The 26,661-nt window shown below is 69.8% G+C and carries 24 protein-coding genes; 12 read left to right on the top strand and 12 right to left on the bottom strand.

What is annotated here, in order from left to right:
- Positions 1-7 precede the first annotated feature (7 nt).
- Positions 8-1,390 (top strand): serine hydrolase domain-containing protein, encoded by a 1,383-nt coding sequence (locus IE136_RS04250; RefSeq protein WP_189599527.1) that lies wholly within the window; start codon positions 8-10, stop codon positions 1,388-1,390.
- A 65-nt stretch (positions 1,391-1,455) separates the two neighbouring features.
- On the opposite strand, the gene IE136_RS04245 is transcribed toward IE136_RS04250, so the two are convergent.
- From IE136_RS04245 to IE136_RS04235, 3 genes are all read right to left on the bottom strand, one after another.
- Complete coding sequence (locus IE136_RS04245; RefSeq protein WP_189599525.1) at positions 1,456-1,908, bottom strand: GNAT family N-acetyltransferase; 453 nt, start codon at positions 1,906-1,908, stop codon at positions 1,456-1,458.
- Positions 1,909-1,939: 31 nt separating this feature from the next.
- Positions 1,940-2,398, bottom strand: a complete 459-nt coding sequence (locus IE136_RS04240) for a MarR family winged helix-turn-helix transcriptional regulator (protein ID WP_158988585.1) — start codon at positions 2,396-2,398, stop codon at positions 1,940-1,942.
- 97 nt (positions 2,399-2,495) lie between these two features.
- Positions 2,496-3,359, bottom strand: a complete 864-nt coding sequence (locus IE136_RS04235; protein WP_189599523.1) for a GNAT family N-acetyltransferase — start codon at positions 3,357-3,359, stop codon at positions 2,496-2,498.
- A 322-nt stretch (positions 3,360-3,681) separates the two neighbouring features.
- Here IE136_RS04235 and IE136_RS04230 point away from each other — a divergent pair, with 322 nt between their 5' ends.
- Positions 3,682-4,335: an HAD family hydrolase gene (locus IE136_RS04230; RefSeq protein WP_189599521.1), complete on the top strand. Its 654-nt coding sequence runs from the start codon at positions 3,682-3,684 to the stop codon at positions 4,333-4,335.
- Between the two features lie 17 nt (positions 4,336-4,352).
- Positions 4,353-5,660: a globin domain-containing protein gene (locus tag IE136_RS04225; protein WP_373308992.1), complete on the top strand. Its 1,308-nt coding sequence runs from the start codon at positions 4,353-4,355 to the stop codon at positions 5,658-5,660.
- Between the two features lie 16 nt (positions 5,661-5,676).
- On the opposite strand, the gene IE136_RS04220 is transcribed toward IE136_RS04225, so the two are convergent.
- The 4 genes from IE136_RS04220 to IE136_RS04205 all read right to left on the bottom strand — a co-directional run bounded on the left by IE136_RS04220 (position 5,677) and on the right by IE136_RS04205 (position 8,888).
- On the bottom strand, positions 5,677-6,156 hold the full coding sequence (locus IE136_RS04220) for an NUDIX domain-containing protein (protein ID WP_158988589.1): 480 nt from the start codon (positions 6,154-6,156) through the stop codon (positions 5,677-5,679).
- A 35-nt stretch (positions 6,157-6,191) separates the two neighbouring features.
- Entirely contained in the window at positions 6,192-7,088 is an 897-nt protein-coding gene (locus tag IE136_RS04215; RefSeq protein WP_158988590.1) for a LysR family transcriptional regulator, read from the bottom strand.
- A gap of 237 nt (positions 7,089-7,325) precedes the next feature.
- A complete protein-coding gene (locus IE136_RS04210) occupies positions 7,326-8,504 on the bottom strand; it encodes a cystathionine gamma-lyase (protein WP_158988591.1) in 1,179 nt (392 codons plus the stop codon).
- Positions 8,505-8,510: 6 nt separating this feature from the next.
- The gene (locus tag IE136_RS04205) at positions 8,511-8,888 is read right to left on the bottom strand and encodes a phage holin family protein (protein WP_158988592.1); all 378 of its coding nucleotides are present in this window, start codon (positions 8,886-8,888) and stop codon (positions 8,511-8,513) included.
- A gap of 51 nt (positions 8,889-8,939) precedes the next feature.
- Between IE136_RS04205 and IE136_RS04200 the strand changes: the two genes are divergently transcribed.
- From IE136_RS04200 to IE136_RS04185, 4 genes are all read left to right on the top strand, one after another.
- On the top strand, positions 8,940-9,257 hold the full coding sequence (locus tag IE136_RS04200; protein ID WP_158988593.1) for a cupin domain-containing protein: 318 nt from the start codon (positions 8,940-8,942) through the stop codon (positions 9,255-9,257).
- Positions 9,258-9,410: 153 nt separating this feature from the next.
- Entirely contained in the window at positions 9,411-9,629 is a 219-nt protein-coding gene (locus tag IE136_RS04195; RefSeq protein ID WP_158988594.1) for a DUF5326 family protein, read from the top strand.
- Positions 9,630-9,909: 280 nt separating this feature from the next.
- On the top strand, positions 9,910-10,680 hold the full coding sequence (locus IE136_RS04190) for an IclR family transcriptional regulator (protein ID WP_189599519.1): 771 nt from the start codon (positions 9,910-9,912) through the stop codon (positions 10,678-10,680).
- A gap of 138 nt (positions 10,681-10,818) precedes the next feature.
- Positions 10,819-11,253 (top strand): SsgA family sporulation/cell division regulator, encoded by a 435-nt coding sequence (locus IE136_RS04185; RefSeq protein ID WP_158994481.1) that lies wholly within the window; start codon positions 10,819-10,821, stop codon positions 11,251-11,253.
- 19 nt (positions 11,254-11,272) lie between these two features.
- Here IE136_RS04185 and IE136_RS04180 read toward each other — a convergent pair whose 3' ends face one another.
- Positions 11,273-12,655, bottom strand: coding sequence for a YibE/F family protein (locus IE136_RS04180; RefSeq protein WP_189599517.1), 1,383 nt, complete (start codon positions 12,653-12,655; stop codon positions 11,273-11,275).
- A 180-nt stretch (positions 12,656-12,835) separates the two neighbouring features.
- Between IE136_RS04180 and thiC the strand changes: the two genes are divergently transcribed.
- On the top strand, positions 12,836-14,653 hold the full coding sequence (gene thiC / locus IE136_RS04175; protein ID WP_189599515.1) for a phosphomethylpyrimidine synthase ThiC: 1,818 nt from the start codon (positions 12,836-12,838) through the stop codon (positions 14,651-14,653).
- Between the two features lie 135 nt (positions 14,654-14,788).
- Here thiC and IE136_RS04170 read toward each other — a convergent pair whose 3' ends face one another.
- From IE136_RS04170 to IE136_RS04160, 3 genes are all read right to left on the bottom strand, one after another.
- On the bottom strand, positions 14,789-15,613 hold the full coding sequence (locus IE136_RS04170) for a hypothetical protein (protein ID WP_189599513.1): 825 nt from the start codon (positions 15,611-15,613) through the stop codon (positions 14,789-14,791).
- A gap of 159 nt (positions 15,614-15,772) precedes the next feature.
- Positions 15,773-17,092 carry a metallophosphoesterase gene (locus IE136_RS04165; RefSeq protein ID WP_189599512.1) on the bottom strand — a complete coding sequence of 440 codons (1,320 nt, stop codon included), beginning with the start codon at positions 17,090-17,092 and terminating at the stop codon, positions 15,773-15,775.
- Between the two features lie 254 nt (positions 17,093-17,346).
- Entirely contained in the window at positions 17,347-18,453 is a 1,107-nt protein-coding gene (locus tag IE136_RS04160; protein ID WP_158988599.1) for a LacI family DNA-binding transcriptional regulator, read from the bottom strand.
- A 378-nt stretch (positions 18,454-18,831) separates the two neighbouring features.
- Here IE136_RS04160 and hisC point away from each other — a divergent pair, with 378 nt between their 5' ends.
- Positions 18,832-19,947 (top strand): histidinol-phosphate transaminase, encoded by a 1,116-nt coding sequence (gene hisC / locus IE136_RS04155; protein ID WP_158994483.1) that lies wholly within the window; start codon positions 18,832-18,834, stop codon positions 19,945-19,947.
- On the opposite strand, the gene IE136_RS04150 is transcribed toward hisC, so the two are convergent.
- Positions 19,944-20,354 (bottom strand): cyclophilin-like fold protein, encoded by a 411-nt coding sequence (locus IE136_RS04150; protein WP_189599510.1) that lies wholly within the window; start codon positions 20,352-20,354, stop codon positions 19,944-19,946. The two genes, hisC and IE136_RS04150, sit on opposite strands and share 4 nt — an antisense overlap.
- Positions 20,355-20,559: 205 nt before the next feature.
- On the opposite strand from IE136_RS04150, the gene IE136_RS04145 reads away from it, so the two are divergent.
- From IE136_RS04145 to cydD, 3 genes are read left to right on the top strand one after another with little or no spacing between them, the layout of a single operon-like run.
- Positions 20,560-22,068 carry a cytochrome ubiquinol oxidase subunit I gene (locus tag IE136_RS04145; protein WP_158988601.1) on the top strand — a complete coding sequence of 503 codons (1,509 nt, stop codon included), beginning with the start codon at positions 20,560-20,562 and terminating at the stop codon, positions 22,066-22,068.
- Positions 22,069-22,086: 18 nt separating this feature from the next.
- Positions 22,087-23,091 (top strand): cytochrome d ubiquinol oxidase subunit II, encoded by a 1,005-nt coding sequence (gene cydB, locus IE136_RS04140; protein WP_158988602.1) that lies wholly within the window; start codon positions 22,087-22,089, stop codon positions 23,089-23,091.
- Between the two features lie 15 nt (positions 23,092-23,106).
- On the top strand, positions 23,107-26,658 hold the full coding sequence (gene cydD / locus IE136_RS04135; protein WP_189599508.1) for a thiol reductant ABC exporter subunit CydD: 3,552 nt from the start codon (positions 23,107-23,109) through the stop codon (positions 26,656-26,658).
- Positions 26,659-26,661 lie beyond the last annotated feature (3 nt).

Here is a 26,661-nt window from a genome sequence, read left to right as displayed (position 1 = left end):
TCGGTGTATGACCTCATCCTTCGAAGCGCTGCTTCCCAGTACCGAGCGGGCCTTGTCGCACCGCGTCGCCGTCGCCCAGGCCGAGGGGCGGGCGCCTTCCTTCGTCGGGGCGGTGGCCCGTGACGGGCGGAGAGTGTGGAGCGGATCGCGCAGCTGTGTCGACGGGCACGCGCCGGACGCGGACACGCAGTACCGGATCGGCTCCCTCACCAAGGTGTTCACCGCTGTTCTGGTGATGCGGCTCAGAGACGAGGGCCTCCTGGATCTGAACGATCCGCTGGAGAAGCACCTTCCCGGTACAAGGGTCGGCGAGGTGACCGTCGCCCAGCTTCTCGGGCACAGTGCCGGCCTCGGGGCCGAGGCACCCGCGCCGTGGTGGGAGCGGACGCCCGGGACCGTACGGCCGGAGCTGGCCGATGTGCTCGGCGACGAGCCGCTCGTCCAGCCGATGGGGCGCCGGCACCACTACTCCAACCCCGGCTACACCCTGCTCGGTTCACTGGTCGAGGCGGTACGTGGGGTCTCCTGGGAAGAGGCGCTGCGCGGTGAGGTCCTGGAGCCGCTGGGGCTGACCCGTACGAGTACGCAGCCGATCGCCCCGCACGCCGGCGGTTGGGCCGTGCACCCCTGGGCCGACGTGATGCTTCCCGAACCGACCGAGGACCTGGGGCTGATGGCGCCGGCCGGGCAGCTCTGGTCGACGGCTGACGACCTCTGCCGCTTCGCCGGGTTCCTCGCCCAGGGGGACGACCGGGTCCTGTGCGCGGCGTCCGTCGAGGAGATGCGCACCCCCGCGGCGCCACCGGCAGCGGGGGACTGGGAGGGCGGCTACGGCCTCGGTGTGCAGCTGGTGCACAAGGATGGTCGGACGCTGATCGGTCATACCGGTTCGCTGCCGGGCTTCGTCGCCTGCCTGTGGGTCAGCGTGGCTGACGGAGTGGCCGCGGTCGCCCTCGCCAACGCGACCTCCGGGCCGTTGACCGCGGCGGTGGCCGCAGACCTCGTACGGATCGTGGCAGACGCTGAGCCGAGGTTTCCCGAGCCGTGGCGGCCGCTGCCCGAGGCCGAGGTCGACCAGGAACTGCTCGAGCTGACCGGCCCCTGGTACTGGGGAACGTACGCGTTCGGGCTGCGCCTCGGGCCCGGGCGGGGCGTGGCCCTGGAGCCCCTGCGCGGTGCCGGCCGGCGAGCGGAGTTCCGGCCGTTGCCGGGTGGCGGCTGGATCGGGCTGAACGGGTATTACGCGGGGGAGACGCTGCGGGTGGTGCGTCGTCCGGACGGCTCGGTGAGCCACCTCGACCTTGCGTCCTTCGTTTTCACCCGCGAGCCGTACGAACAGGGGGACGCCGTGCCCGGCGGTGTGGACGAGGCGGGCTGGCGCGGCCTCTGAGCGCCTGTTTCACGTGAAACAGGGCGCTGGGGGTGTCCTTCGGCGCCCTGTCGTGTCGGCGGCTCTCAGAGGCTCATCTTGAATCCCAGATGGGACGCCTCGAAGCCGAGCCGTTCGTAGAAGCGGTGGGCGTCCGTGCGGGTCGCGTCGGAGGTGAGCTGCACCAGTCGGCAGTTCTGGCGGCGGGATTCCTCGACGGCCCACTCGAGGAGCTGGGTGCCGAGGCCGCTGCCTCGTTCCTCCGTGTGGATGCGGACGCCCTCGATGATCGAACGGGTGGTTCCACGACGGGAAAGGCCGGGAACGATCGTGAGCTGCAGGGTGCCCACGACCGCGCCAGCGCGTACGGCCACGACCAGACGCTGGTTCGGGTCATGGACGAGCCGCTCGAAGGCCTCGGTGTACGGGGTGAGGTCGCCGGGTGACTCGCGCTGGGCGCCGAGGGGATCATCGGCGAGCATCGCGACGATGGCCGGCAGGTCGCTCGCGGCGGCGGGCCTTATCTCAAGATCGCTCATGCGGCGCAGGGTACGCCCTCCGCACGTGGCGTCAGGCGGGGACGTCGAGTCCTTCGACGACGCGGACGAGGGGCGCCAGCTCCGGATTCTTGGCAGCCTCGTCGAGTGCCTCGCGCAGAGCACCGTCGTTGGTGGGCCGTGCTTCTTCGAGCAGCTTCAGGCCGGCTTCGGTGACATCGGTGTAGATGCCGCGCCGGTCGGTTGCGCAGAGGTACCGCGTGAGCAGGCCCCGGTCCTCCAGGCGGGTCACCAGCCGGGTGGTGGCGCTCTGGCTGAGCACGACGGCGTCCGCGACCTGCTTCATCTGCAGGTGCCCGCCGGGGCCGCTGTGCTGGCGGCTGAGTACGTCGAGGAGGGAGTACTCGCGAACGCTGAGGCCGTGCTTGGCCTCCAGGGCGCGCTCGATGTGCGACTCGATCCTGCCGTGCAGCAGAGAAAGGGCGCACCAGCCCTGGGAGAGGGCGGTGAGGGCGGGCGCGGTCGCGGTCATGGTCTCTCCTCGGATCCCGAGCGGCTCCTCCCAGGGTAGAGGATCTGTGCAAAAGCCCGCGTCTGCAATAAACCAGTCCGTCAAGGCCGCCCGGTGGTCAGCCCGCCGCCACGGTGAGGGGGGCGAAGCGTCGGCTCCAGTCGCCCGGAAGGCCGGGCAGGGAGCGGACCATGACCGCGTTGAAGGCGATGGGGGCGAGACCGTTCGTCTTGAGCCAGGTCAGCAGCGACGCGTGGCGCACGTCGATGTCTGTCCGGAGGGGGCGGTCCGTCACCGTGGCCAGCGAGGCGACGAGAGACCGGGCCGTGGCCTCGTCCCGGGCGATCAGGGGGCCGATGACATGGGTCTCCATGTTCGGCCAGGCCGCTGCGTAACCGGTGATCTCCCCGTTCTCCTCCGCGACCCGGAACTGGTCCGCGAAGGCCGGCAGGCGGGTGATCATCGGGGTGCGGTCCAGGCCGAAGACCTCGGTGTCCAGGCGAAGGATCGCGTGGAGGTCCTCGGCGGTGGCCGGACGGGTCCGGATCTCCGGTGCCGGTTCCCTGAGCGTGAAATGGCCTTGGATCATCTCGGCACGGCCCGTCTCGACGAAGCCCAGCTGCTCGTAGAGCGGCTGCCCGTTCGGGGTGGCGTGCAGGGTGAGCGGGATGTCCATGGACTGGGAGATGACATGGTCCATCAGTCGGCGGCCGACGCCCTGGCGGGCGTGCCGCTCGGCGACCAGGACCATCCCGATCGCGGCGAGACCAGGACCGTAGGACGTGACCACGCATGCGGCGATGAGCCCGTTGCCCGCCGGGTCGTCGATGCCGTACCCCGTCCCCGCGGCGAGCAGGAGACCCCACTTGTGCTCTTCGCGCGGCCAGCCGCGGTCCTCCGAGAGATCCGCGCAGGCGGTGAGGTCGCCCGAGGAAAGACAACGGATGGGGAGCTGGTCGAGCGTGGCGATCGAGGTCGGCATGCCGTTCAGGCTGTCCGACGCGGTGATCGTCCGTCCACCGCTTTACCGGAACTGGCCGATACCCGCAGGCGGCGGCCCCTGTGGATCAGCCCCCATGGCTTCAGGCCCGGGATACCGTCATGAAGAGAGGGCCCACCGTGAACACCTTCATCGCGCGGTAGGAGGTTTCTGTGAATGAGGGGAGCCCGCCGAGCGGGGCGGCTGAGATGTTTCACGTGAAACACCGTGCCGCCCCGCCCCCGTGACTCGTGTCTGACAGCGGGAGGAACGGCCCCTGACTAGCCTCGGCGTACATAACGGCCCCTGACTAGCCTCGGCGTACATGACGAGTCCGACAGACAGACCCAGGCTCCATCTCTTCGACCTCGACGGCACCCTGATCCGGGGATCGGCAGCCGCCGTGGAGATCTCCCGGCAGCTCGGCCTCAGCGAGGAGATCACGGCCCTGGAGCAGGCGTTCCTGCTCCAGGGGATGACTCCGGACGAGTTCGCCGTCCAGGCGCGAGAGCTCTGGTCCGCCCTGACACCCGAGCACGTGACGGCCGCCTTCGAGGGGGCGCCCTGGCTGGCCGGGATCCGTGAGGTCTGGGCGGACATCCGCGCACGGGGCGGCCGCTGCGCCGTCATCTCGCTCTCCCCGGACTTCTTCGTCGAACGCCTCCTCGACTGGGGTGCGGACGCCACCCATGGGTCCCGATGGCCCGCCGTCCCCTTCACCCGGCCGGTCCACCGGCCGGGGATCCTCGACGCGCGAGCGAAGGTACGGATCGCACGTGATCTCTGCGCGGAGTACGGCGTGGGCTTCGACGAATGCGTGGCCTACGGGGACTCGATGTCCGACGCAGAACTCTTCTCCGTCGTACCGGTGACCGTGGCGGTGAACGCCGATCACCATCTGGCCGGCCTGTCGCGCCGGCAGTACGTCGGAGGCGATCTGCGGGAGGCCTATGAACTGGTTCGAAACGACGTACTGTAGCCGCACCCGGGGGAGGATTGCCCAGAATTCCGCTTTCTGTCCGTGGTGCGGAGAGGAGCTGCCAGGCTGGGGCGACGGCAGACGGCAGACGGCTCCTCGATGCGAGGCACATGATGGATGCTCCGACCACTGGGACGGCCGCGGAGGAGCCGGACGGGGAGGCGGCGCCCCGAATACCCGCGGGACCCTCCCCCGATGCACTGCTGATCCGCCGCACCCTGGCCGATATCGCACCCGCCGCCGACAAGGTGACCTCGTACTTCTACGCCCTGCTCTTCGTGCGCCACCCCGAGCTGCGCTCGTTGTTCCCTCCGGCCATGGACACCCAGCGGGACCGCCTGCTCAAGGCGCTGTTGACGGCGGCGGAACACCTGGACGACGCCCCGGTGCTCACCGCGTACCTCCAGCACCTGGGCCGCGGACACCGCAAGTACGGCACCCAGCCGACGCACTACCCGGCCGTCGGCGAAGCCCTCATCGGCGCCTTGACCCGGTACGCCACCCTGACCTGGGACGAGGAGAGCGAGGCCGCCTGGGTCCGGACGTACACCACGATCTCGCAGATCATGATCGACGCGGCGGCCGAGAACGAGCGGCTCGCTCCCGCCTGGTGGCACGCCGAGGTGGTCTCGCACGACCTGCGGACACCGGACATCGCGGTGGTCACGCTCCGCCCCGACCAGCCGTACCCCTTCCTCGCCGGCCAGTACACGACGTTGGAGACCCCGTGGTGGCCCCGCGTGTGGCGGCACTACTCCTTCGCCTCCGCGCCGCGACCCGACGGACTCCTCACCCTGCACGTCAAGGCCGTCCCGGCCGGCTGGGTGTCCAACGCCCTGGTCCACCACGCCCGCCCCGGAGACGTCCTGCGGCTCGGGCCGCCCGCAGGGTCCATGACCGTCGACCACTCCACCGACAACGGGCTGCTCTGTCTGGGCGGCGGCACCGGGATCGCCCCCATCAAGGCGCTGGTCGAGGACGTCGCCGAGCACGGGGACCGGCGCCCCGTCGAGGTGTTCTACGGGGCGCGGAGCGGCCATGACCTCTACGACATCGACACGATGATGCGGCTCCAGCAGACATTTCCGTGGCTGTCGGTGCGGCCGGTCACCGAGGACCAGGCACAGCTGCCGGACGCCGTGCGCCAGTACGGTCCATGGAACGAGTACGAGGCCTATCTCTCGGGACCGCCCGGCATGATCCGCCGTGGGGTCGACACCCTGCGGCGCATCGGCATCCCTGCGGAGCGGATCCGTCACGACTCCTTCGAGGATCTGGTCGCCACGAGCGCCGTGGGTGCCGCCGGCGCCGTCGGCGGTCCCTAGCCGATCCGGAGGGGCATCAGCCCAGGTCGGGAGCGTGCATCGCGCGGACGCCCTCGATGTTGCCGTCCAGGTAGTGACGCAGCGAGAGGGGTACGAGATGGACGGCGGCGATGCCGACCCGGGTGAACGGCACCCGGACGATCTCGTACTCGCCGCACGGCTCCTCGACCTCGGGGCCGTGCCGCAATGAGGGGTCCATCGACTCGAGCCGGCAGACGAAGAAGTGCTGGACCTTCACTCCGGAGACGCCGCCGTCGACGATGTGTTCGACGGTGTCCACGAAGCAGGGGACCACATCGGTGATCTTGGCGCCGAGTTCCTCGTGCACCTCGCGGTGGAGGGCCTGGACGACGGTGGAGTCCGAGGGCTCGACCCCGCCGCCGGGCGTCACCCAGTAGGGATCCATCCCCGGCTTGGTGCGCTTGATCAGGATGAGGTCGTTTCCATCGAGCAGGATGGCGCGTGCGGTGCGCTTGACCACGGGACGTTCGGTCATGGGAAGAAAATGGCCCATCAGAGGTGTCCTGAAACTCACCAGTCCTCGGAAGCCCGCAGCAGCCACTCGTGTGCCCGCGCGATGTGCGGCAGCGCCAGGGTGCCCGCGCGCACGATCAGGAAGTACGTCCGCAGCGGGGGCACCGGCGGATCGAGCAGCGCGACGAGACGGCCCTGCTGCAAGGCCTCCTCGCACAGATACCGGGGCAGCACGGCGAGGCCGGCGCCGGAGGCCGCCGACTCCAGCACGGCCCGTAGATCAGGGGCTATGACGGTCGCCGTCGCGGCCGGCTTGGTCTCGAAGACCGCCGCCCAGTACCGGGAGACGAACGGCAGCGACTCGTGCACCTCCACGACCGGGAGCTGCTCCAGGATGACCGCGCCCCTGCGCAGCAGTACTTCGGGTACCAGCCGGGCGGCCCACCGAGGGGCGGCGACGAGGACGTGTTCCTCGTCGCAGAGGGGGGTGGAGGTGAGAAGGCCGCCGCGTGGGCGAGCGGTGGCGATGGCCAGATCGTGATGCCCCGCGGCCAGCCCGTCGAGGATGTCCTCGGAGTTGCCCAGGAAGGACGCCCGGACCGCCAGGCCCTGGGCGACCAGCGGGGTGAGGGCCGGCAGGGCGCGAGCCGCGGTGAACTCAGGAGGCCCGGCGAGGTGGAGGGTCCGTACGCCGCTCTCCTCGTCCAGCCCGGTCTCGGCGATCTCGACGAGGGCGTCCAGATGAGGGGCGGCGCGGTGGGCGAGCTCGTCACCGATGGTGGTGGGGGTGACCCCGCGGGCCTGTCTGAGGAAGAGGGGGCGGCCCAGCTGCCGTTCCAGCGTGCGGATCTGGCTGGTGACCGCGGGTTGTGAGAGTCCGAGCAGCGCGGCGGCACGGGTGAAGGAACCGGCCCGGTGCACCGTGACGAACGTGCGCAGCAGGGCGAGGTCCATGTCTGCCCCCTCCCGGCCGTGCGGCCGTTCGACTCTGGCGGCCGGCTGACGCCGCCTCAGGACCGTCCAACTATAAATAAGTCGATAGGTCTCTGTCGCTACCGTGATTGGACACTGACGCAGAGTCAACTAGCCTTGTGCAGGCGGGTTCTCCGCGCGTGGAACCGGGGCGTTCCGAGCCATGAGGGGGGAGGCTCGGAGCGCCCTCGTTCCGTGCGCCGGCGTCAGCCCGCCGCGTCAGCGCGCCGCCCGGTCATCGTCGCCTTCGGCCCGGTCGAGCGCCCGCAGCACGTCCGCGATCAGATCGTCCGGGTCCTCCGCCCCGACCGAGAAGCGGATGAAACCCTCTGGGACCGCGTCGCCGCCCCACCGCCCGCGCCGCTCGGCCGTGGAGCGCACGCCACCGAAGCTGGTGGCGTCGTCGACAAGACGCAGCCCGTCCAGGAATCGCTCGGCCCAGGCCTTGTCGGGCAGGACGAAGGACACCACGGACCCGAAGCGCCGCATCTGTGTGGCGGCCACCGGGTGGGACGGGTCGTCGGGCAGCCCCGGGTAGCGCAGCCCGGTCACCTCACCGCGATTGCCGAGTGCCTCTGCGACAGCGAGGGCCGAGGCGCACTGCCGGTCGACGCGGAGCTGGAGCGTGGCGAGCGAGCGGTGGGCGAGCCAGGCTTCCATGGGGCCGGGGATCGCTCCGACGATCTTGCGCCACCGCCGCACGTCCGCGGCCAGCCGCGGATCACGGCAGCTCACATGACCGAGCAGGATGTCGCCGTGCCCGGTCGTGCCCTTGGTGTCGCTGGCGACGGAGAAGTCCGCTCCCAGCTCCAGGGGCCGCTGGCCGAGCGGGGTGGCCAGGGTGTTGTCGACGGCGACGAGCGCTCCGGCCTCGTGCGCGGCGCGGGCCAGGCGACGGATGTCACAGACGTCGAGCCCGGGGTTGGACGGAGTCTCGATCCACAGCAGCCGTGCTCCCTCCAGAACGGACAGCTGCGCGTCGCCGCCGGTCGGCGCGGTGCGGACCTCGATCCCGTACGCCCTCAGCTGCTCGTGGACCAGGGGGAGCGCCTGGTAGCCGTCGTCCGGCATCACGACAGTGTCACCGGCCCTGAGCTGGGAGAAGAGGACGGCCGAGATGGCGGCCATGCCGGACGCGAAGACGAGCGTCTGGACGTCCTGCTCCCCCGGGGCCTCCAGTTCGCCGAGGGCACGTTCCAGATGGGTCCAGGTGGGGTTCTCGTCCCGCCCGTACGTGTAGGGGCCGGTGGGGTCGCCCGGCAGATGGAAGTGGGCGGCGAAGACCGGCCCCGGGAGAGTCGGTTCGTACTTCACCGGCTCGGGCAGCCCGGCCCGTACCGCCCGCGTCCCGTCGCCGAGTCCGGCACTCCACGACCGCGTCGGCTCTGTCGACTCCATACGCGCTCAGTCCCCGTCCGGGAGCATCACGTTGAGCGCCCAGGACACGACGGAGATGATCAGGCCGCCGAGGACGGCGGTCAAGAAGCCCTCGACATGGAAGCTGAGGTCGAGCTGGTCGGCCAGCCAGGAGGTCAGCAGCAGCATCAGCGCGTTGACCACCAGCGTGATCAAGCCGAGCGTGAGGATGAACAGGGGAAGCGTCAGCAGCTTCACGACCGGCTTGACCAAGAAGTTCACCAGCCCGAAAACCAGGGCGACGAGGATGAGCGTCCAGGCCTTCTTGCCGGTGCTCTCACCGGTCAGGGTGATGTCCTGGAGAAGCCAGATGGCCACTCCCAGCGCGCCCGCGTTGGCGAGCGTCTTGACTACGAAATTCATCATGTGTCTGATCGTGGCAGACATGATCGGGCCGAGGCAGGGGTGGACAGAACGATGAAGGCTTTCCGACTGGACGAGTTGGAGGCGGAGCGCGCCGCCAATGACGGCAGGTACCTCCAGTTCCTGCGCGAGCGGAACATGTCGGTCGGTCTGTACGCGCTCGACGCCGGCGCCCTCGACCCGCAGCAGCCGCACGGCCAGGACGAGGTGTACTTCGTCGTCAGCGGCCGGGCCTCGATCACCGTCGGGACGGAGACCACGCAGGTGGCGCGCGGCAGTGTGGTCTACGTGCCCGCGGGTGTGGCCCACAAGTTCCACCACATCACCGAGGATCTGAGGGTCATGGTGGTCTTCTCTCCGCCGGAGAGCTGACGTCTCCGGGGTCCGCGTGCCGATTCCCTAGGGGTCGGATCAGGGGAGTCCCAGGGCCGCGAGGCCCCCGTGGGGACCGGTGCGGGCCCTAGCATCGAGGGTGTTCGGCGCAGAGCGCGCGGAACGGACTCTTCGGGAGACGAGGTAGGCGCGATGGCGGTACGAGAGATGCTCGCGGGGATGCCCTGGTGGGTGAAGTGGGTTGCCATACCGCTCATCGCCCTGTTCGTCTTCGGCGGCCTGATCACCAGCGTCGCGACGTTCGTGATCGGTCTGCTCTTCAAAGTGCTGGTCTTCGTCGCCCTCGTCGGCGGACTCATCTACGTGGTGCGGAAGTTCATGTCCTCCTCCACCTCGAGGGAGGACTGGTAGAACCAGTTACTCGCCGGTGTCGGCAGCCGTCCAGTGTTAGCCCGGCCGGGGGAACCCGCTGGTTGAAACCGTGTGCACGTCGCGAGGCTGCCGTTACAGTGGCAATCCTCTGCCGCTCCGGGGAAAAACCGGCGTAGATCTCTGCTCCGACCAGCGGTTCTTCACTTCTCCCGGGCGGGTCCGCCACCGGACCCCACCGGTTCCCAGGCCGCGGTGGGCGCGCGGGGGCGGCCCCCGCGGGCGGGTGCACGGCACCCGTCGTCACGCCTGGGGGTGACCTTTGGCCACGGCTACGCAATCCGCTGTCCCTACCCTGATCGGCTCGGTGCAGCGGGCGCTGAGACTTCTGGAGGCCGTGGGCTCCCACGAGGACGGAGCCCCCGCCAAACAGCTCGCGCGCGAAGCGGGGCTCCCGCTTCCCACCGCGTACCACTTGTTGCGCACCCTGACGCACGAGGGCTATCTGCGCCGCGAGAAGGGTGTGTTCGTGTTCGGCGACGCCGCGGGGCGACTGGCCGGCGGCGGAGTTCTGCAGAATCGTCGCACCAAGATCGAAGACTCTCTCGCGCACTGGCGGGACGAGATCGGCGTCCCCGTCTACTTCGCCATCTACCGCGAGGGTGAGATCGAGCTCGTCGCCGTCGCCGACACCCCCTCCGCCCCCGCCGTGGACGAGTGGGCCGACTTCCGCGAGACCGGTCACGCCCATGCGATCGGACAGTGCCTGCTGAGCCAACTCGATCTGAAGAGTCGTCAAGACCACCTCGACCGGCATCCGATCGAATCCATCACTCCGTATACGGTGCGTAACCGACGTATGCTTTTGGATCGTTTGGGCGGTATGGGGCGAATGGAACCCCTGGTAGAGCGTCAGGAATACGCGCTCGGCACGGTCTGCGCCGCCGTCCCCATCACGGCGGGGTCCACGGCGGCTGCCATGGCCATTTCCCTCCCCCTTCACCAGCAAGAACGATTGCTCCCCGCAGTCGAACGACTACAGAACGAGATCGGAAGGCTCTTCAGTTCCTTCGCTTTCTCTATCAGTATCTGAAAAATCACTCCTTGTGATCTGCTAGTGCGTGCAGCACGATGGCGTCAAGAGGGCCATCGGGGATGATTCCTGGCCGTTTCCACCACAGCTTTCAGCAGCTGTATCTACCCAACTGCTTGATCTACTGCGGGGTACATGATGCGAGAGTCGGTTCAGGCCGAGGTCCTGATGAGTTTCCTGGTCTCCGAGGAGCTCTCCTTCAGAATCCCGGTGGAACTGCGATACGACACCAGGGATCCCTACGCGGTGCGGATGACCTTCCATCTTCCCGGTGACGCGCCCGTGACCTGGGCGTTTGGCCGGGAGCTTCTGATCGACGGGATCAACCGACCGAGCGGGGACGGCGATGTCCACATCGCGCCGACCGAGCCCGAGAATCTTTCCGACGTCGCCATCCGGCTCCAGGTCGGCAGCGACCGGGCCTTCTTCCGGGCCAGCGCTCCGCCGCTCGTCGCCTTCCTCGACCGTACGGACAAGCTGGTCCCGCTCGGTCAGGAACGGACATGGGGCGACTTCGAGGACAACCTGGAGGCGGCGCTCGGCCGGATTCTCGCGGAGGAGAACGCGGGCTGAACGCCCCTCGCCAGATCGGTCACTTCGCCCGGCGGCGCCGCCCGCCCTTGGACGAACGCTTCTCCGAGGAGCCCAGGGGACCCGCAGACCCCGGAGCCCCGGCCGAGGCGGACGCCGGCCGATCGGCGGAGACCACCAGCGCCGCGAGCGCGGTGGTGACCGGCACCGAGGCCACCAGACCGATCGACCCCACCAGCGTCCGCACGATCTCCTCGGCGACCAGCTCGCTGTTGGCCACGGTGCCCACGCTGCTCTGCGCGATCGAGAAGAGCAGCAGCAGGGGGAGGGCCGCACCGGCGTAGGCGAGCACCAGCGTGTTCACCACGGACGCGATGTGGTCGCGTCCGATCCGGATCCCGGCTCGGTACAGCGCCCGGGGTCCCATCCGCGGATCGGCCTGGTGCAGCTCCCACACCGCCGAGGTCTGGGTCACCGTCACATCGTCGAGGACGCCGAGCGAACCGATGATGACGCCCGCGAGCAGCAGACCGGACATGTCGATGCCCGGGTAGAGGCCGTGGATCAGACCGGTGTTGTCGTCCGTGTTGCCGCTGAGAGAGGCCCAGCCGATGAAGAGCGAGCCGAGCAGCCCGATCAGCAGCAGCGAGATCAGGGTCCCGAGCACCGCGACCGAGGTACGGGCCGAGAGACCGTGGCACATGTAGAGCGCGATCAACATGATCGCGCTCGACCCGACCACCGCCACCACCAGCGGGTTCGAGCCCTGCAGGATCGCCGGCAGGATGAAGAAGGTCAGGATCAGGAAGCTGACCGCGAGCGAGATGAGCGCCATCAGGCCACGCATCCGGCCGACCAGCACGACCGCGAGCGCGAAGATCAGGGCGAGCACCGTCAGCGGTACCTTGCGGTCCACGTCCGTGACGGAGTACTGCAGGTCGCGCGGCGCGTCGGGGGCGTACGCCACCACCACGCCCTGCCCCTCGTCCAACTGCCGGGGAGCGTCCGGCTGCACGATCTCGACGAAGGTGCGGCCCTTGTCGTTCCCGGTGGTGACTTCGATCGTCGCCTTCTCGCACTCGCCCTGCTGGGCGGCGACGGCCTCCCGTCCCTCCGGGGTGGAGGTGTCGCCGGTCGGCGGGACCTGAGCGGCGTTCACGTCCTTGCAGTCGATCCGCTCGACCGAGACGACCTTGCCCTGCTCGGTCTGCCGGTCGAAGCCGACGCCGGTGCGCTCGTGCGCCGGGGCACCGCCGGGCCACAGGACCGCCAGTCCGACCACCACGGCGGTGGCGAACGGGATCAGGACCGCGGCGATGACCTTGCGCAGATGCCGGGACACGGGCGCGGCCGGCCCGTGGCTGTGGGCGTGGCCGTGCCCGTGGCCGGCGCTCCCATGTCCGTCGTGGCCGTCGGGTTCGGGGGTCTGCTGCGAGGAAGTCACCGACCGATCATCGCAAGAACGACGGGGGCCCACTGTTCAGCACGCCAGGGTTGACGCTAGCGTGGTGGCACCTTTGCACACGCGGGAGCTCGGAGCACCGGGCTGAGAGGGCGCTGAAGGATCGCTGCGCCGACCGCCGAACCTGTTACCGGGTAATGCCGGCGTAGGGAGATCGGTCTCATGACCATTCAGGATGCACGCACGCCTGCCACCAGCCAGGACGGCCGGAACAGCCAGGACGGCCAGAACGGCGACGACGGTCAGGTCGAGCGCAAGCCGGGCTGGCACAAGGGGTACATCGCGGGCTCGCGCCCCGATCTCCGCGTGCCGGTCCGTCAGGTGCACCTCACCAACGGCAAGGACGTGACGCTCTACGACACGTCCGGTCCGTACACCGACCCCACCATCGACACCGACGTACGGCGCGGCCTGCCGCCGCTGCGCGAGAACTGGATCATCGGTCGGGGCGACACGGAGGAGTACGCGGGCCGCCCGGTCCGGCCCGAGGACGACGGGATCAAGCACACCTCTCCGCGCGGAGGCCTGAAGAACCTCGACGCGGTCTTCCCCGGCCGCCCGCGCCAGCCCCGCCGCGGCCGCGACGGCCAGGCGGTGACACAGCTCGCGTACGCCCGCCGGGGTGAGATCACCCCGGAGATGGAGTACGTCGCCATCCGCGAGAACGTCTCCCCCGAGGTCGTACGCGAGGAGATCGCCGCGGGCCGCGCGGTGCTCCCGGCGAACGTCAACCACCCGGAGATCGAGCCGATGATCATCGGCAAGCGGTTCCTGGTGAAGGTCAACGCCAACATCGGAAACTCCGCCGTCACCTCCTCCATCGAGGAGGAGGTGGAGAAGATGACCTGGGCGACCAAGTGGGGCGCCGACACGGTCATGGACCTCTCCACCGGCCGCAACATCCACACCACCCGCGAATGGGTGCTGCGCAACTCCCCCGTGCCGATCGGTACCGTGCCGCTCTACCAGGCCCTGGAGAAGGTCGACGGCAGGGCCGAGGAGCTGACCTGGGAGATCTACAAGGACACGGTCATCGAGCAGGCCGAGCAGGGCGTCGACTACATGACGGTGCACGCCGGTGTGCTGCTGCCGTACGTGCCCCTGACCGCCCGTCGCAAGACCGGCATCGTCTCGCGCGGCGGCTCGATCATGGCCGCCTGGTGCCTCGCGCACCACAAGGAGAACTTCCTTTACACGAACTTCGAGGAGCTCTGCGAGATCCTGGCGGCGTACGACGTCACGTACTCGCTGGGCGACGGTCTGCGCCCCGGTTCGATCGCGGACGCCAACGACGAGGCGCAGTTCGCGGAGCTGCGCACACTCGGTGAGCTGAACACGATCGCCAAGCGCCACAACGTACAGACGATGATCGAGGGCCCGGGCCACGTCCCGATGCACAAGATCAAGGAGAACATCGACCTTCAGCAGGAGATCTGCGAGGAGGCGCCGTTCTACACCCTCGGCCCGCTGACCACGGACGTCGCGCCCGCGTACGACCACATCACGTCCGGGATCGGCGCCGCGATGATCGCCTGGTGGGGCACTGCGATGCTCTGCTACGTCACGCCCAAGGAGCACCTGGGCCTGCCCAACCGCGACGATGTGAAGACCGGTGTCATCACGTACAAGATCGCGGCGCACGCGGCCGACCTGGCCAAGGGCCACCCGGGGGCGCAGGAATGGGACGACGCGCTCTCGGACGCGCGGTTCGAGTTCCGCTGGGAGGACCAGTTCAACCTGGCGCTCGACCCGGACACGGCCCGTGAGTTCCACGACGAGACGCTGCCGGCGGAGCCCGCGAAGACCGCGCACTTCTGCTCGATGTGCGGTCCGAAGTTCTGCTCGATGAAGATCTCGCAGGACATCCGGCGCGAGCACGGTGGCGACCTCAAGTCGGACGAGATCGCGGCCGGCATGGCGGAGAAGTCCGCGGAGTTCGCCGCCGCCGGGAACCGGGTCTACCTGCCGCTGGCGGAGTAGCCGCCCGCGGCCGTACGTACGGGACGGGCGCGGACCGCACGGTCACGGGGGGCCGTGCGGCACGCGCCCGTCCCGATGGGGTCGCTCCGGCGGCGTGACTCCCTCGATCCGTCCGAAGGTGTCCCTCCGACGGTGTCACTCCGGCTGGTGCTCCGGCGGGCCGAAGTCGGGGCTGGAGAAGTCGGGGCTCGAGAACGTCGGCCGGTTGCCCGAGGAGCCCTCGCTCGGGCTGGAGAAGTCCGGGCCGCTGTAGCCGATCTTCGGTATCCGGGACGTCCTCGGCGGCGGCACGGGCGGGGCCGGGCGGGTGTCCGGCTCGGCCAAGGCATCCCGGAGGAACGGCAGGATGCCCCGTTCCAGCAGCGCGCGGCGCCAGGCGTCGCGGGCCCGGGAGAGTTCGTCGTCCGCCTCGCCCGGGGCGGTGGCTCCGGCGCCCACCTCGGTGGAACGGTTGCGCCGCGCCGTCACGAGCAGTCCGGCGGCGGCGCAGAGCAGTCCGGCGGCGGCGACGGAGCCGAAGAACAGACCTGCCGTCAGCAGGGTCTCGGCGAACACCATCGCCGGATCGAGCACCTTCAGCAGCGCGCCCACCAGCAGGAAGATCACCGCTGCCGAGCCGGAGAGCACCGGCGCGAGGACCGTGACGATCGCGACGATGCCCGCTCCCGGACCGCTGACGCCGTCGCCGTCGCCCGTCAGGACGGCGTTCATGACGCTCGTACCGGTCGGGGAGCGACCTTCCTGACGGACCTTCACGAAGTGGTCGTACTCGACCGCCGCCGCGGTGGTGATCAGCGCCGTCGCGTTCAGCGCCATCGTGCGCAACTGCGCGGTCGTGAACCGTCTCCCGACCTCGGCGAGATCCGGACGTTCGTGTGCGGAGCGCAGTGCGTCGTCGAGGATGCGCTCGTACTCGGCGCGGTCCTCGGTCAGCAGGTGCGGAGCCACGTTCATGTGCATCCCCCGATGCCCCGTCTGGCCGGATTGACCGTGGAGAACGGGCAGTTGGGCGGAGACGGAGGAGAGCCTGCTACGGATGATCCGATGGTATTGCGGTTACGGCACAGGGTGACAGGGGGTTTCCGGAAATCGACTTCTCCGGATGCGCAGGGTTATGGCTCAGCGCTGCAGGGGAAGTTGGACGACCAGCAGTTTTCCGGCCATCGTCACACCGCCGTCCATGGCGATGGCCAGACCGTCCGCATATACGTGCGGACCGTCGACGACCGGACCCGCGCCGCCCTCGTCGTCCTCGGTGCCGACCTGGCCGAGGAGGTACGGGATGGGGCTGTGCCCGTGGACCACCCGGCCGCCGCCGTACGTACCGAGCAGCTCCTGCACGGCCTGGGGGCCGGCGTCGTCGCGGAAGGCGAAGCGCTTGGTGAACTTCCGGAAGAGGTCCCAGACCTCGTCGGCGTCGTTCCGGTTGAGGATCTCGTGGACGGTCTCGTTGACGTCCTCGATGGTGGAGCCGTACTCGAGGTACGCGGTGGTGTCGGAGTGCATCAGGAGGTGCCCGTCCTCCTCCACCACGGCGTCGAGACGGGACATCCACTGCAGATGGACGTCCTGGAGGCGGTCCATGTCGTGCTTCTGGCCGCCGTTGAGCAGCCACGCGGCCTGGAAGGTGGCGGTGCCGGCGCCGGAGTTGACCGGGGTGTCGGCGAAGCGCTTGGCGCCGATGAGGAGCAGCTCGTGGTTGCCCATCAGGGCCTTGCAGTAGCCGCCGGCCGCGGCGGCCTCGGCGGACAGGCGCATGACGAGGTCGATGACGCCGATGCCGTCGGGGCCCCGGTCGGTGAAGTCGCCGAGGAACCAGAGACGGGCGTTGCCGGCCGCCCAGGCGCCGTTCTCGTCGATGAGGCCCTGCTCACGCAGGGCGGTGAGCAGTTCGTCGAGGTAGCCGTGGACGTCACCGACCACGTAGAGCGGGCCGGGTCCCTCGCCTGCGGGCGCCGGGGCGGGGGCCGGGTCGACCCGGACCTGCACGGTGTCTCCCCGGTTGATGACCGGGAGGTCCCGCTCGGTGGGGGTGTAGCCCTCGGGGACGTCCCCCTCCGGGAAGGCGTTGCCGGGGTGCCCTGTGGCGACGGCGACGATGGACGAACCGGCGGCGGGCGGCGCGGTGACGTGGCTCAGCCGGAGTGTGGGGGCGAGCGACGAGGGGGGGCCGACGGGGGGACCGAGTGGCACCGGCGGCACCGGCGGTGCCATGGGGTCCCGCGGGGCCGGTGCGGCGTCAGGGCCGGAAGGTGCCGTGTGGCCGGTGTGGCCGGTGAGGTCGAGTGCGGCCGCCGGGTCGAAGGGAGCCCCGTCGGACGGCTCGGCGGGCGGCTCGGTGGCGTGACCCTGCACGGGCACGCGGGCGTACGGCGGTACGCGGAAGTCACGCAATGTCGCCGTGCGCACCACGGGTTCCTGCCCGGCCCCCTGAGTCATCGACCCCTCCACCACCGTCGTGACGCCCTGCACATCACGGACCGGCCTGGTCGGGGTGGTCCGCGATGTCGTGCGCCCATCATAGGAATGAGGGTCCTCCTGTGTGACGCACCAGGGGTGGTGAATCCGGGTCCACTCCGGGTTCACCGGTTGTTTCGCCCGAATTGAGAAGGTCCAGGCCAGGGTCGGGGCAGGGCCGGCCCTGGGTTTGGGCCGGAACCTCGCCACGTACTGGTCCTTCTCTTCCTCTTCTTCTATTCCTTCGCGGGTGACCGGGGCGGGCTGACGGTCGTGCGGGGCGAACGCCTCTGCGAGGACGTCCGGACGATCAGTTCGGTCGGTATCACCTGCTCGACCGGTCCGTCGGTGTCGACCCCTTCGATGGCGTCGATGAGGAGTTGGACGACGGCCGTACCGATGCGGCGCGGTTTGAGCGAGAGTGTCGTGATCGGTGGTTCGGTGTTGGCGTAGACGGTCGATTCGCTGCAGCAGACCAGCAGCAGATCGTCCGGGACGCGCAGTCCGTAGCGGCGGGCTGCCGCCAGCAGATCGGTCCCGTTGGGGTCGAAGAGTCCGTACACGGCGTCGGGTCGGTCGGGGCGGGCGAGCAGCCGGTCGGCCGCGACGGCGCCCGCGCACGGGTCGTGCGCCGGATAGGCCTCATAGACGGGGTCCTGTCCGACCCGCTCGCACCAGTTGAGGTACGCGGTGGTGGACAGGCGGGTGTAGGTGTCCGTGGTGGTGCCGGTGAGCAGGCCGATCCGGCGGGCGCCGGCGTCGGCGAGATGGTCGAGAAGGTCGAGTACGGCGGCTTCGTGATCGTTGTCGACCCAGGCGGTCACCGGGAGCGTGCCGGCGGGGCGTCCGTCGGAGACGACGGGTAAGCCCTGTCGGACGAGCTCGGTGACGACCGGGTCGTGGTCGGAGGGATCGATGACGACGGTGCCGTCGAGGGCGACGTTCGACCAGACGTCATGGCGGGAGGTGGCGGGGAGGATGACCAGCGCATAGCCGCGTGCGAGTGCGGCCGATGTGGCGGCTCTGGCCATCTCCGCGAAGTACGCGAATTCGGTGAAGGTGAAAGGTTCATCCCCGTAGGTCGTCACGGTCAGGCCGATGAGGCCCGACTTGCCGGTACGGAGCGTGCGGGCCGCTGCGGATGGGCGATAGCCCAGCCGGTCTGCGACCTCGCGGACGTGGCGGCGGGTGGCGTCCGGGAGCCGGCCCTTGCCGTTGAGCGCGTCGGAGACAGTCGTGATGGAGACCCCGGCGGCGGCGGCCACGTCCCGGATGCCCGCTCGCCCCTGCCGGCTTCCCCGGGTCTGTGCCCGGCTCACCTGGTGCTTCCCTGCTGCTGTCATGGCGAGCCGATAGTAGGGCGAGGGCGGGTGGTCGAGCCGGTCGCATATGCACGCGTTGACAGACACGTTTCTGCATGATCGAAGTAGGTCAACTTCCTTGGAAATAAAGGAAGTTAAGGGATTAGGCGTGTGATCTTGGGTTGTCGATGCGTGTGAACCTGCCAAGGGGGCCAGGTCTCGAAGAGGTCTCAACTCACCTCTACGGGCGATGCGCGCTACGGCGCCCGCCACCGGCGCACGCCACCCAAGCCCGCGCTCCCCCTGTTGTCCGCAGCTTGTCCCACCCGTTGTCCACAGCCCATTCGCAGCGGAGGCGAATCCTCATAAGGTGAGGAGTATTGGTGGTACGGACGGTCGAGGAGGACCACAGTGAGCGCAGTGAGCGAGACCGGCGGAGCGGGCGGGGCCGGCGGGGCGAGCGCGGGCGGCCCGAAGCTGCGCGCGGTGCTGGACGGCATCCCCACCTACAAGCCGGGCAAGCCGGCCGCCGCGGGCGGTCCGGTCGCCTTCAAGCTGTCCTCCAACGAGAACCCGTATCCCCCGCTGCCCGGTGTCATGGAGAGCGCGCTGGCCGCGGCCGCGTCCTTCAACCGCTACCCGGACATGGGCTGCACCGGGCTGATGGCGGAGCTCGCGGACCGCTTCGGCGTCCCGCTCTCGCACCTGGCCACCGGCACCGGCTCGGTCGGCGTCGCGCAGTCGCTGATCCAGTCGACCGCCGGCCCGGGCGACGAGGTGATGTACGCCTGGCGGTCCTTCGAGGCGTACCCGATCATCACGCAGATCAGCGGGGCGACCTCGGTGCAGGTGCCGCTGACCGACGGCGAGGTGCACGATCTCGACGCGATGGCGGCGGCGATCACCGACCGCACCCGGCTGATCTTCGTCTGCAACCCGAACAACCCCACCGGCACGGCGGTGCGCCGTGCCGAGCTGGAGCGCTTCCTGGACCGGGTGCCCTCGGACGTCCTGGTCGTGATCGACGAGGCGTACCGCGAGTTCGTCCGCGACGCCGACATCCCGGACGGCATCGAGCTCTACCGCGACCGCCCGAACGTGGCCGTGCTGCGTACGTTCTCCAAGGCGTACGGCCTCGCGGGGCTGCGGGTCGGCTTCGCGATCGCCCACGAGCCGGTGGCGGCGGCGCTGCGCAAGACGGCGGTGCCGTTCGGGGTGAGCCAGCTGGCACAGGACGCGGCGGTGGCGTCGCTGCGGGCCGAGGACGAACTGCTCGGCCGGGTCGGCTCCTTGGTGGCCGAGCGGGAGAGGGTCCACGCGGGGCTCGTGGCCCAGGGCTGGACCGTGCCGGACACCCAGGCGAACTTCGTCTGGCTGCGGCTCGGCGAGCGCACAGTGGACTTCGCGGCCGAGTGCGAGCGGCACGGCGTGGTGGTGCGGCCGTTCGCGGGCGAGGGCGTGCGCGTCACGATCGGTGAGTGCGAGGCCAACGACCTGTTCCTGAAGACGGCGGAGGGCTTCCGCAAGGAGGGCTAGACGCCTCCTCGGGAGCGCCCCCGGTGCGCCTGCTCCACCGGCTCCACGCGGATCGGGTCGCCGTCCCGAACGGTGGCCAGGACGCGGGGATCGCTGTCCAGTGCGCCGAGGAGGTTGCACGGAGAGGCGAGCCGGCACTCCGCGCCCCGCGCTATGGGGGTCGGGCCGTAGGGGAGGGCGAGCGCGTCGCCCTCTGTCCAGAAGGCCACGGTGCCCGGCTCGACCACCTGTCGCGCGTCGCTTTCGACCGCGGCTGACACCGGTGTGTCGAAATACACTTCCTCGCCCCAGGTCCGGGCGGTGGAGGTGATCGGGAGAACCCCCATGAGCGCCTTGCTCGTGGGGGTTTCCTCAAGAGTGGCCGTGGTGTGCCCGGCCGGCCAGGAGATACGGATCCGAAGGGTCATACCCCGATTCAACAATATGTTGAAGGTCTGGGGAAGGGGTGGCCTTCGAGTAGAGGCACCCCGGTCTTACGTACGGATTTCGTATGAGCCATAATGCTTGTGAATGTGAACGCGTTCACAAGCGTGTCACAGTTCATCCCGGGATGGGTGGGATTAAAGGGGCAGGTGGCCCCCTGTGACCACGGCGATGTAAGGAGAAGACGACGTGGACCTCGCTCTGGCGCCAGAGACTCTGGCGCGATGGCAGTTCGGCATCACCACCGTCTACCACTTTCTCTTCGTTCCCCTGACGATCTCCCTCGCCGCGCTCACCGCCGGTCTGCAGACGGCGTGGGTACGCACGGGGAAGGAGAAGTACCTCAGGGCGACGAAGTTCTGGGGCAAGCTCTTCCTGATCAACATCGCCATGGGTGTGGTCACCGGCATCGTGCAGGAGTTCCAGTTCGGCATGAACTGGTCCGACTACTCGCGCTTCGTCGGCGATGTCTTCGGCGCCCCGCTCGCCTTCGAGGCCCTGATCGCCTTCTTCTTCGAGTCGACCTTCATCGGCCTGTGGATCTTCGGCTGGGACAAGCTGCCGAAGAAGGTCCACCTCGCCTGCATGTGGATGGTCTCGATCGGCACCGTCCTCTCCGCGTACTTCATCCTGGCGGCCAACTCCTGGATGCAGCACCCGGTCGGCTACCGGATCAACGAGGAGCGGGGCCGGGCCGAGCTCACCGACTTCTGGCTGGTGCTCACCCAGGACACCGCCCTCACTCAGTTCTTCCACACCATGACGGCCGCCTTCCTGGTCGGCGGCGCGTTCATGGTGGGCATCTCCGCCTTCCACCTGGCGCGTAAGAAGCACGTCCCGGTGATGCGGACCTCGTTGCGGCTGGGTCTGATCACGCTGATCATCGCCGGACTCGGCACGGCGATCAGCGGTGACCTGCTCGGCAAGGTCATGTTCAAGCAGCAGCCGATGAAGATGGCGGCCGCCGAGGCGCTGTGGGACGGCGAAGCGCCCGCGCCCTTCTCGATCTTCGCCTACGGCGATGTCGAGAAGGGCCACAACAAGGTCGCCGTCGAGATCCCCGGCGTGCTGTCCTTCCTCGCGAACGGCGACTTCACCTCGCACGTGCCGGGCATCAACGACGTCAACAAGGCGGAGCAGGAGAAGTTCGGCCCCGGCGACTACCGGCCGAACATCCCCGTCGCCTACTGGGGCTTCCGCTGGATGATCGGCTTCGGCATGGCCTCGCTGACCCTCGGCATGCTTGGTCTCTGGCTGACCCGGAAGAAGTTCATGCTGCCGCCGGGGATGCGGACCGGTGAGGACGAGGTGCCGAACCTGGTCCTGTTCCGGCGGCAGGCGCTCAGCCCGCGCCTGACGAAGTGGTACTGGCTCATCGCCCTCTGGACCATGCTCTTCCCGCTGATCGCCAACTCCTGGGGCTGGATCTTCACCGAGATGGGCCGTCAGCCCTGGGTCGTCTACGGCGTGCTGCGCACCCGGGACGCGGTCTCCCCCGGCGTCTCGACGGCTGAGGTCCTGACCTCGATGATCGTCTTCACCCTCCTCTACGCCGTGCTCGCCGTCATCGAGGTCAGGCTCCTGGTCAAGTACGCCAAGGCCGGACCGCCCGAGCTCAGCGAGAACGACCTCAACCCGCCCACCAAGATCGGCGGGGACCACCGCGACCCCGACCGGCCCATGGCCTTCTCGTACTGAGGCTCAGGAGATCGAGGCATGGAACTCCACAACGTCTGGTTCGTACTCATCGCCGTCCTCTGGATCGGCTACTTCTTCCTCGAAGGGTTCGACTTCGGGATCGGCGTCCTGACCAAGCTGCTCGCTCGCGACCGCAGCGAGAAGCGGGTTCTGATCAACACCATCGGCCCCGTCTGGGACGGCAACGAGGTGTGGCTGCTGACGGCCGGCGGCGCGACCTTCGCCGCGTTCCCCGACTGGTACGCGACCCTCTTCTCCGGCTTCTACCTGCCGCTGCTGATCATCCTGGTCTGCCTGATCGTGCGTGGTGTGGCCTTCGAGTACCGGGCGAAGCGGCCGGAGGAGAACTGGCAGCGCAACTGGGAGCACGCCATCTTCTGGACCTCCCTGATTCCCGCCGTGCTGTGGGGGGTCGCCTTCGGCAACATCGTGCGCGGAGTCGCCATCGACGCGCAGAAGGAGTACGTGGGCACCTTCGGGGACCTGCTCAACCCGTACGCGATCCTCGGCGGGCTTGTCACGCTCGGGCTCTTCACCTTCCACGGGGCGGTCTTCGCCGCGCTCAAGACGGTGGGGGACATCCGTGTACGGGCCCGGGCGCTCGCCCTGAAGACCGGACCGGTCGCAGCCGTCGTCGTCCTCGGATTCCTGACCTGGACCCAGGCCGACAAGGGCGACGTCTGGAGCCTGGCCGCCATGCTCGTCGCCGTGGTGGCGCTCGTCGCCGCCATCGGCGCGATCAAGCTGGGGCGCGAGGGCTGGTCGTTCGCGCTGTCGGGCGTGACCATCGCGGCAGCCTTCGCGATGCTTTTCCTGACGCTCTTCCCGGACGTCATGCCGTCTTCGCTCGACCCCGCGTGGAGCCTCACCGTGACGAACGCGTCGTCGAGCCCGTACACACTGAAGATCATGACCTGGTTGGCGGCGATCGCCACTCCTCTCGTCCTGCTCTACCAGGGTTGGACCTACTGGGTGTTCCGCAAGCGGATCGGCACGCAGCACATCGCCGACGCCGCTCACTAGTGGGGGATGTTTCACGTGAAACCGATCGACCCGCGTCTGCTCCGGTACGCCCGTGCCACCCGCCTCTTCCTCGCGGCCGTGGTGGTTCTCGGCCTGGCCGGGGCGGCTCTGGTTGTCGCCCAGGCGATGCTCATCGCCGAGGTGGTGGTGGGGGCCTTCCAGAAGGGCCTCCCCGTCTCCGACCTGCGCACGCCCCTGATCCTGCTCGCGGGCGTGGCGGTGGGTCGCGGGCTTGTCTCCTGGCTGACCGAGCTGGCCGCCCACCGGGCCGGCGCGGCGGTCAAGTCCGAGCTGCGGGGGCGGTTGCTCCAGCAGGCGGCCGCGCTGGGGCCGGAGTGGCTCGGCGGACAGCGGGCCGGCTCGCTGGTCGCGCTGGCGACGCGCGGTGTGGACGCGCTGGACGACTACTTCGCGCGCTACCTGCCGCAGCTGGGGCTCGCGGTCGTGGTGCCGGTGGCGGTCCTGGCGCGGATCGTCACCGAGGACTGGATCTCGGCCGCGGTCATCGTGGTCACGCTGCCGCTCATTCCGCTCTTCATGATCCTGATCGGCTGGTACACCCAGGCCCGCATGGACCGTCAGTGGAAGCTGCTGTCCAGGCTGTCCGGTCACTTCCTGGACGTGGTGGCCGGGTTGCCCACGCTGAAGGTGTTCGGACGGGCGAAGGCGCAGGCCGAGTCGATCCGGTCGATCACGGCGGAGTACCGGCGGGCGACGATGAAGACGCTGCGTATCGCGTTCCTCTCGTCCTTCGCCCTGGAGCTGCTGTCGACGCTGTCAGTGGCGCTGGTGGCGGTCGGCATCGGTATGCGCCTCGTCCACGGCGACCTCGACCTGTACACGGGTCTGGTCATCCTGATCCTGGCTCCCGAGGCCTACCTGCCGATCCGGCAGGTCGGGGCTCAGTACCACGCGGCCGCGGAGGGGCTGGCCGCGGCGGAGGAGATCTTCGAGGTTCTTCAGACCCCGGTGGTGGACGGGGGCGGGGCGGCCGTGCCCTCGCCCGCGCGCATCGAGCTGGAGAACGTGACCGTACGTCACGCCGGCCGGAGCGAAGCGTCGCTGGACTCGGCTTCGCTGGTCGTGGAGCCGGGTGAGACGGTGGCCCTGGTGGGACCGAGTGGCGTCGGCAAGTCCACCCTGCTCGACGTGGTCCTCGGATTCGCGACTCCTGAGACGGGCGGCTCCGTCCGGGTCGGGGGCGTGGAGCTCGGTGAGCTGGACATCGAGGAGTGGCGGTCCCGGATCGCCTGGGTGCCGCAGCGGCCCTGTCTCTTCGCGGGCACCATCGCCGAGAACGTCCGCCTGGCCCGCCCGGACGCCTCCGACGAGGCGGTACGAGAGGCCCTGCGGGACGCCGGGGCGGACGGGTTCGTCGCGGAGCTTCCGGACGGGGCCGACACGATGCTGGGCGAGGACGGCGCCGGCCTCTCGGCGGGGCAGCGCCAGCGGCTCGCCTTGGCGCGTGCCTTCCTGGCCGATCGTCCACTGCTGCTTCTGGATGAGCCGACGGCCGCGCTCGACGGCGCCACGGAGGCCGCCGTCGTCGACGCGGTCCGCCGCCTCGCGGACGGCCGCACGGTCCTCCTGGTGGTCCACCGCCCGGCGCTGCTCGCGGTCGCGGACCGCGTGGTGGAGCTGCGGCGGCCGGAGAGGGCGACCGGGGCGAGCGACGGTGTCGCGCCGCCTGCCTCTGCCGCGCCGCCGGTTACCGCCGCTCCTTCCATGCTCCCGACACCTGACGACGCGCCGACGCCCTCCGGCGCGCCGACCGTTGCCGGGCGGTCGGTCTTCCGGCGCGTCCGCGCGACGGCGGGCGAGCTGAAGGGCCGGATGGGACTCGCGCTGCTGCTCGGAAGTCTGGCCCTGGGGTCCGCCGTGGGGCTCATGGCGGTCTCCGGGTGGCTCATCTCGCGGGCGTCCGAGCAGCCCCCCGTGCTGTATCTGATGATGGCCGTCACCGCCACGCGGGCCTTCGGCATCGGCCGGGCCGTGTTCCGGTACGCCGAGCGGATCGTGTCCCACGACGCCGTCCTGCGGATGCTCGCCGAGCTCCGGGTATCCGTCTACCGCCGACTGGAGCGCATCGCCCCCGCCGGGCTGCGCCGCAGCCGTCGCGGCGACCTGCTCTCCCGGCTCGTCCAGGACGTCGACGCCCTGCAGGACTACTGGCTGCGCTGGCTGCTCCCCGCGGGCGCCGCGGTCGTCGTCGGAGCGGGATCTGTCGGGTTCACCGCCTGGCTGCTCCCCGAGGCCGGGGCGGTGCTCGCCACGGGCCTGCTGGCCGCCGGGGTCGCCGTACCACTGGTCAGCGGCGCCCTCGCCCGCCGGGCAGAGCGCCGGCTCGCACCCGCCCGCGGCGCGCTCGCCACCACCGTCGTCGACCTGCTGCGCGGCTGCGCCGAACTCACCGTGGCGGGGGCCTTGAGGGGCCGCGTCGAGCGGACCGAAGTCGCCGACCGGTCGCTCACCTCCATCGCATCCCGTCAGGCCGCCGCGACCGCGCTCGGTGCCGGACTCTCCGCGCTCGCCGGCGGTCTGACGGTCGTCGCAGCGGCGCTCGTCGGCGTCCAGGCCGTCCGCGACGGGCGACTCGACGGAGTGACGCTCGCGGTCGTCGTCCTCACCCCGCTCGCCGCCTTCGAGGCCGTCACCGGACTCCCGCTGGCCGTCCAGTACCGCCAGCGCGTCAAGCGCAGTGCCGAGCGGGTGTACGAGGTGCTCGACGCGCCCGTGCCCGTACACGAGCCGGAACACCCCGCCACGCCTCCGCGCAGCCCCTTCCCGCTGGAGATCATCGACCTCTCCGCCCGTCACGCCGGACAGGAGCGGGACGCGCTCGGCGGCTTCACGCTCACCCTGGAGGCCGGGCGACGGGTCGCCGTCGTCGGAGCCTCCGGGTCCGGGAAGACCACGCTCGCCCAGGTGCTGCTCCGTTTCCTGGACGCCGACGCCGGTTCGTACCGTCTCGGCGGGGTGGAGGCGGCGGCGCTCGACGGCGACGACGTGCGTCGCCTCGTCGGACTCTGCGCGCAGGACGCGCACACTTTCGACAGCACCCTCCGCGAGAACCTGCGGCTGGCCCGTACCGGTGCGAGCGACGAGGACCTGCGCGCGGCGCTCGGCCGGGCCCGTCTCCTCGACTGGGTGGAGAGCCTGCCGGACGGTCTCGACACCCCGGTGGGCGAGCACGGCTCGCGCCTCTCGGGGGGCCAGCGCCAGCGCCTCGCCCTCACCCGCGCACTGCTCGCCGACTTCCCCGTCCTCGTCCTGGACGAGCCGGCCGAACACCTCGACCTGGCCACGGCGGACGCGCTCACCGACGACCTGCTGCGGGCCACCGAGGGCCGCACCACCGTCCTGATCACCCACCGTCTGCGGGGTCTCGACGCCGTCGACGAGGTGGTGGTCCTGGACGAGGGCCGGACCGTGCAGCGAGGTCCGTACGCGGCGCTGGCGGAGGCAGACGGGCCCCTGCGCCGGATGCTGCTGCGGGAGCGGGAGAGCGACCTGCTGCTCGCCCTGGGCGAAGCCGGTCACGACAACCCGACTTTTCTTGCCAAATAGGGC

The sequence above is a fragment of the Streptomyces lateritius genome, from assembly GCF_014649715.1.
Taxonomy (GTDB): Bacteria; Actinomycetota; Actinomycetes; order Streptomycetales; family Streptomycetaceae; genus Streptomyces; species Streptomyces lateritius.
Note: the sequence above shows the minus strand (reverse complement) of the source record. Positions and strands in the feature narration are given on the sequence as shown.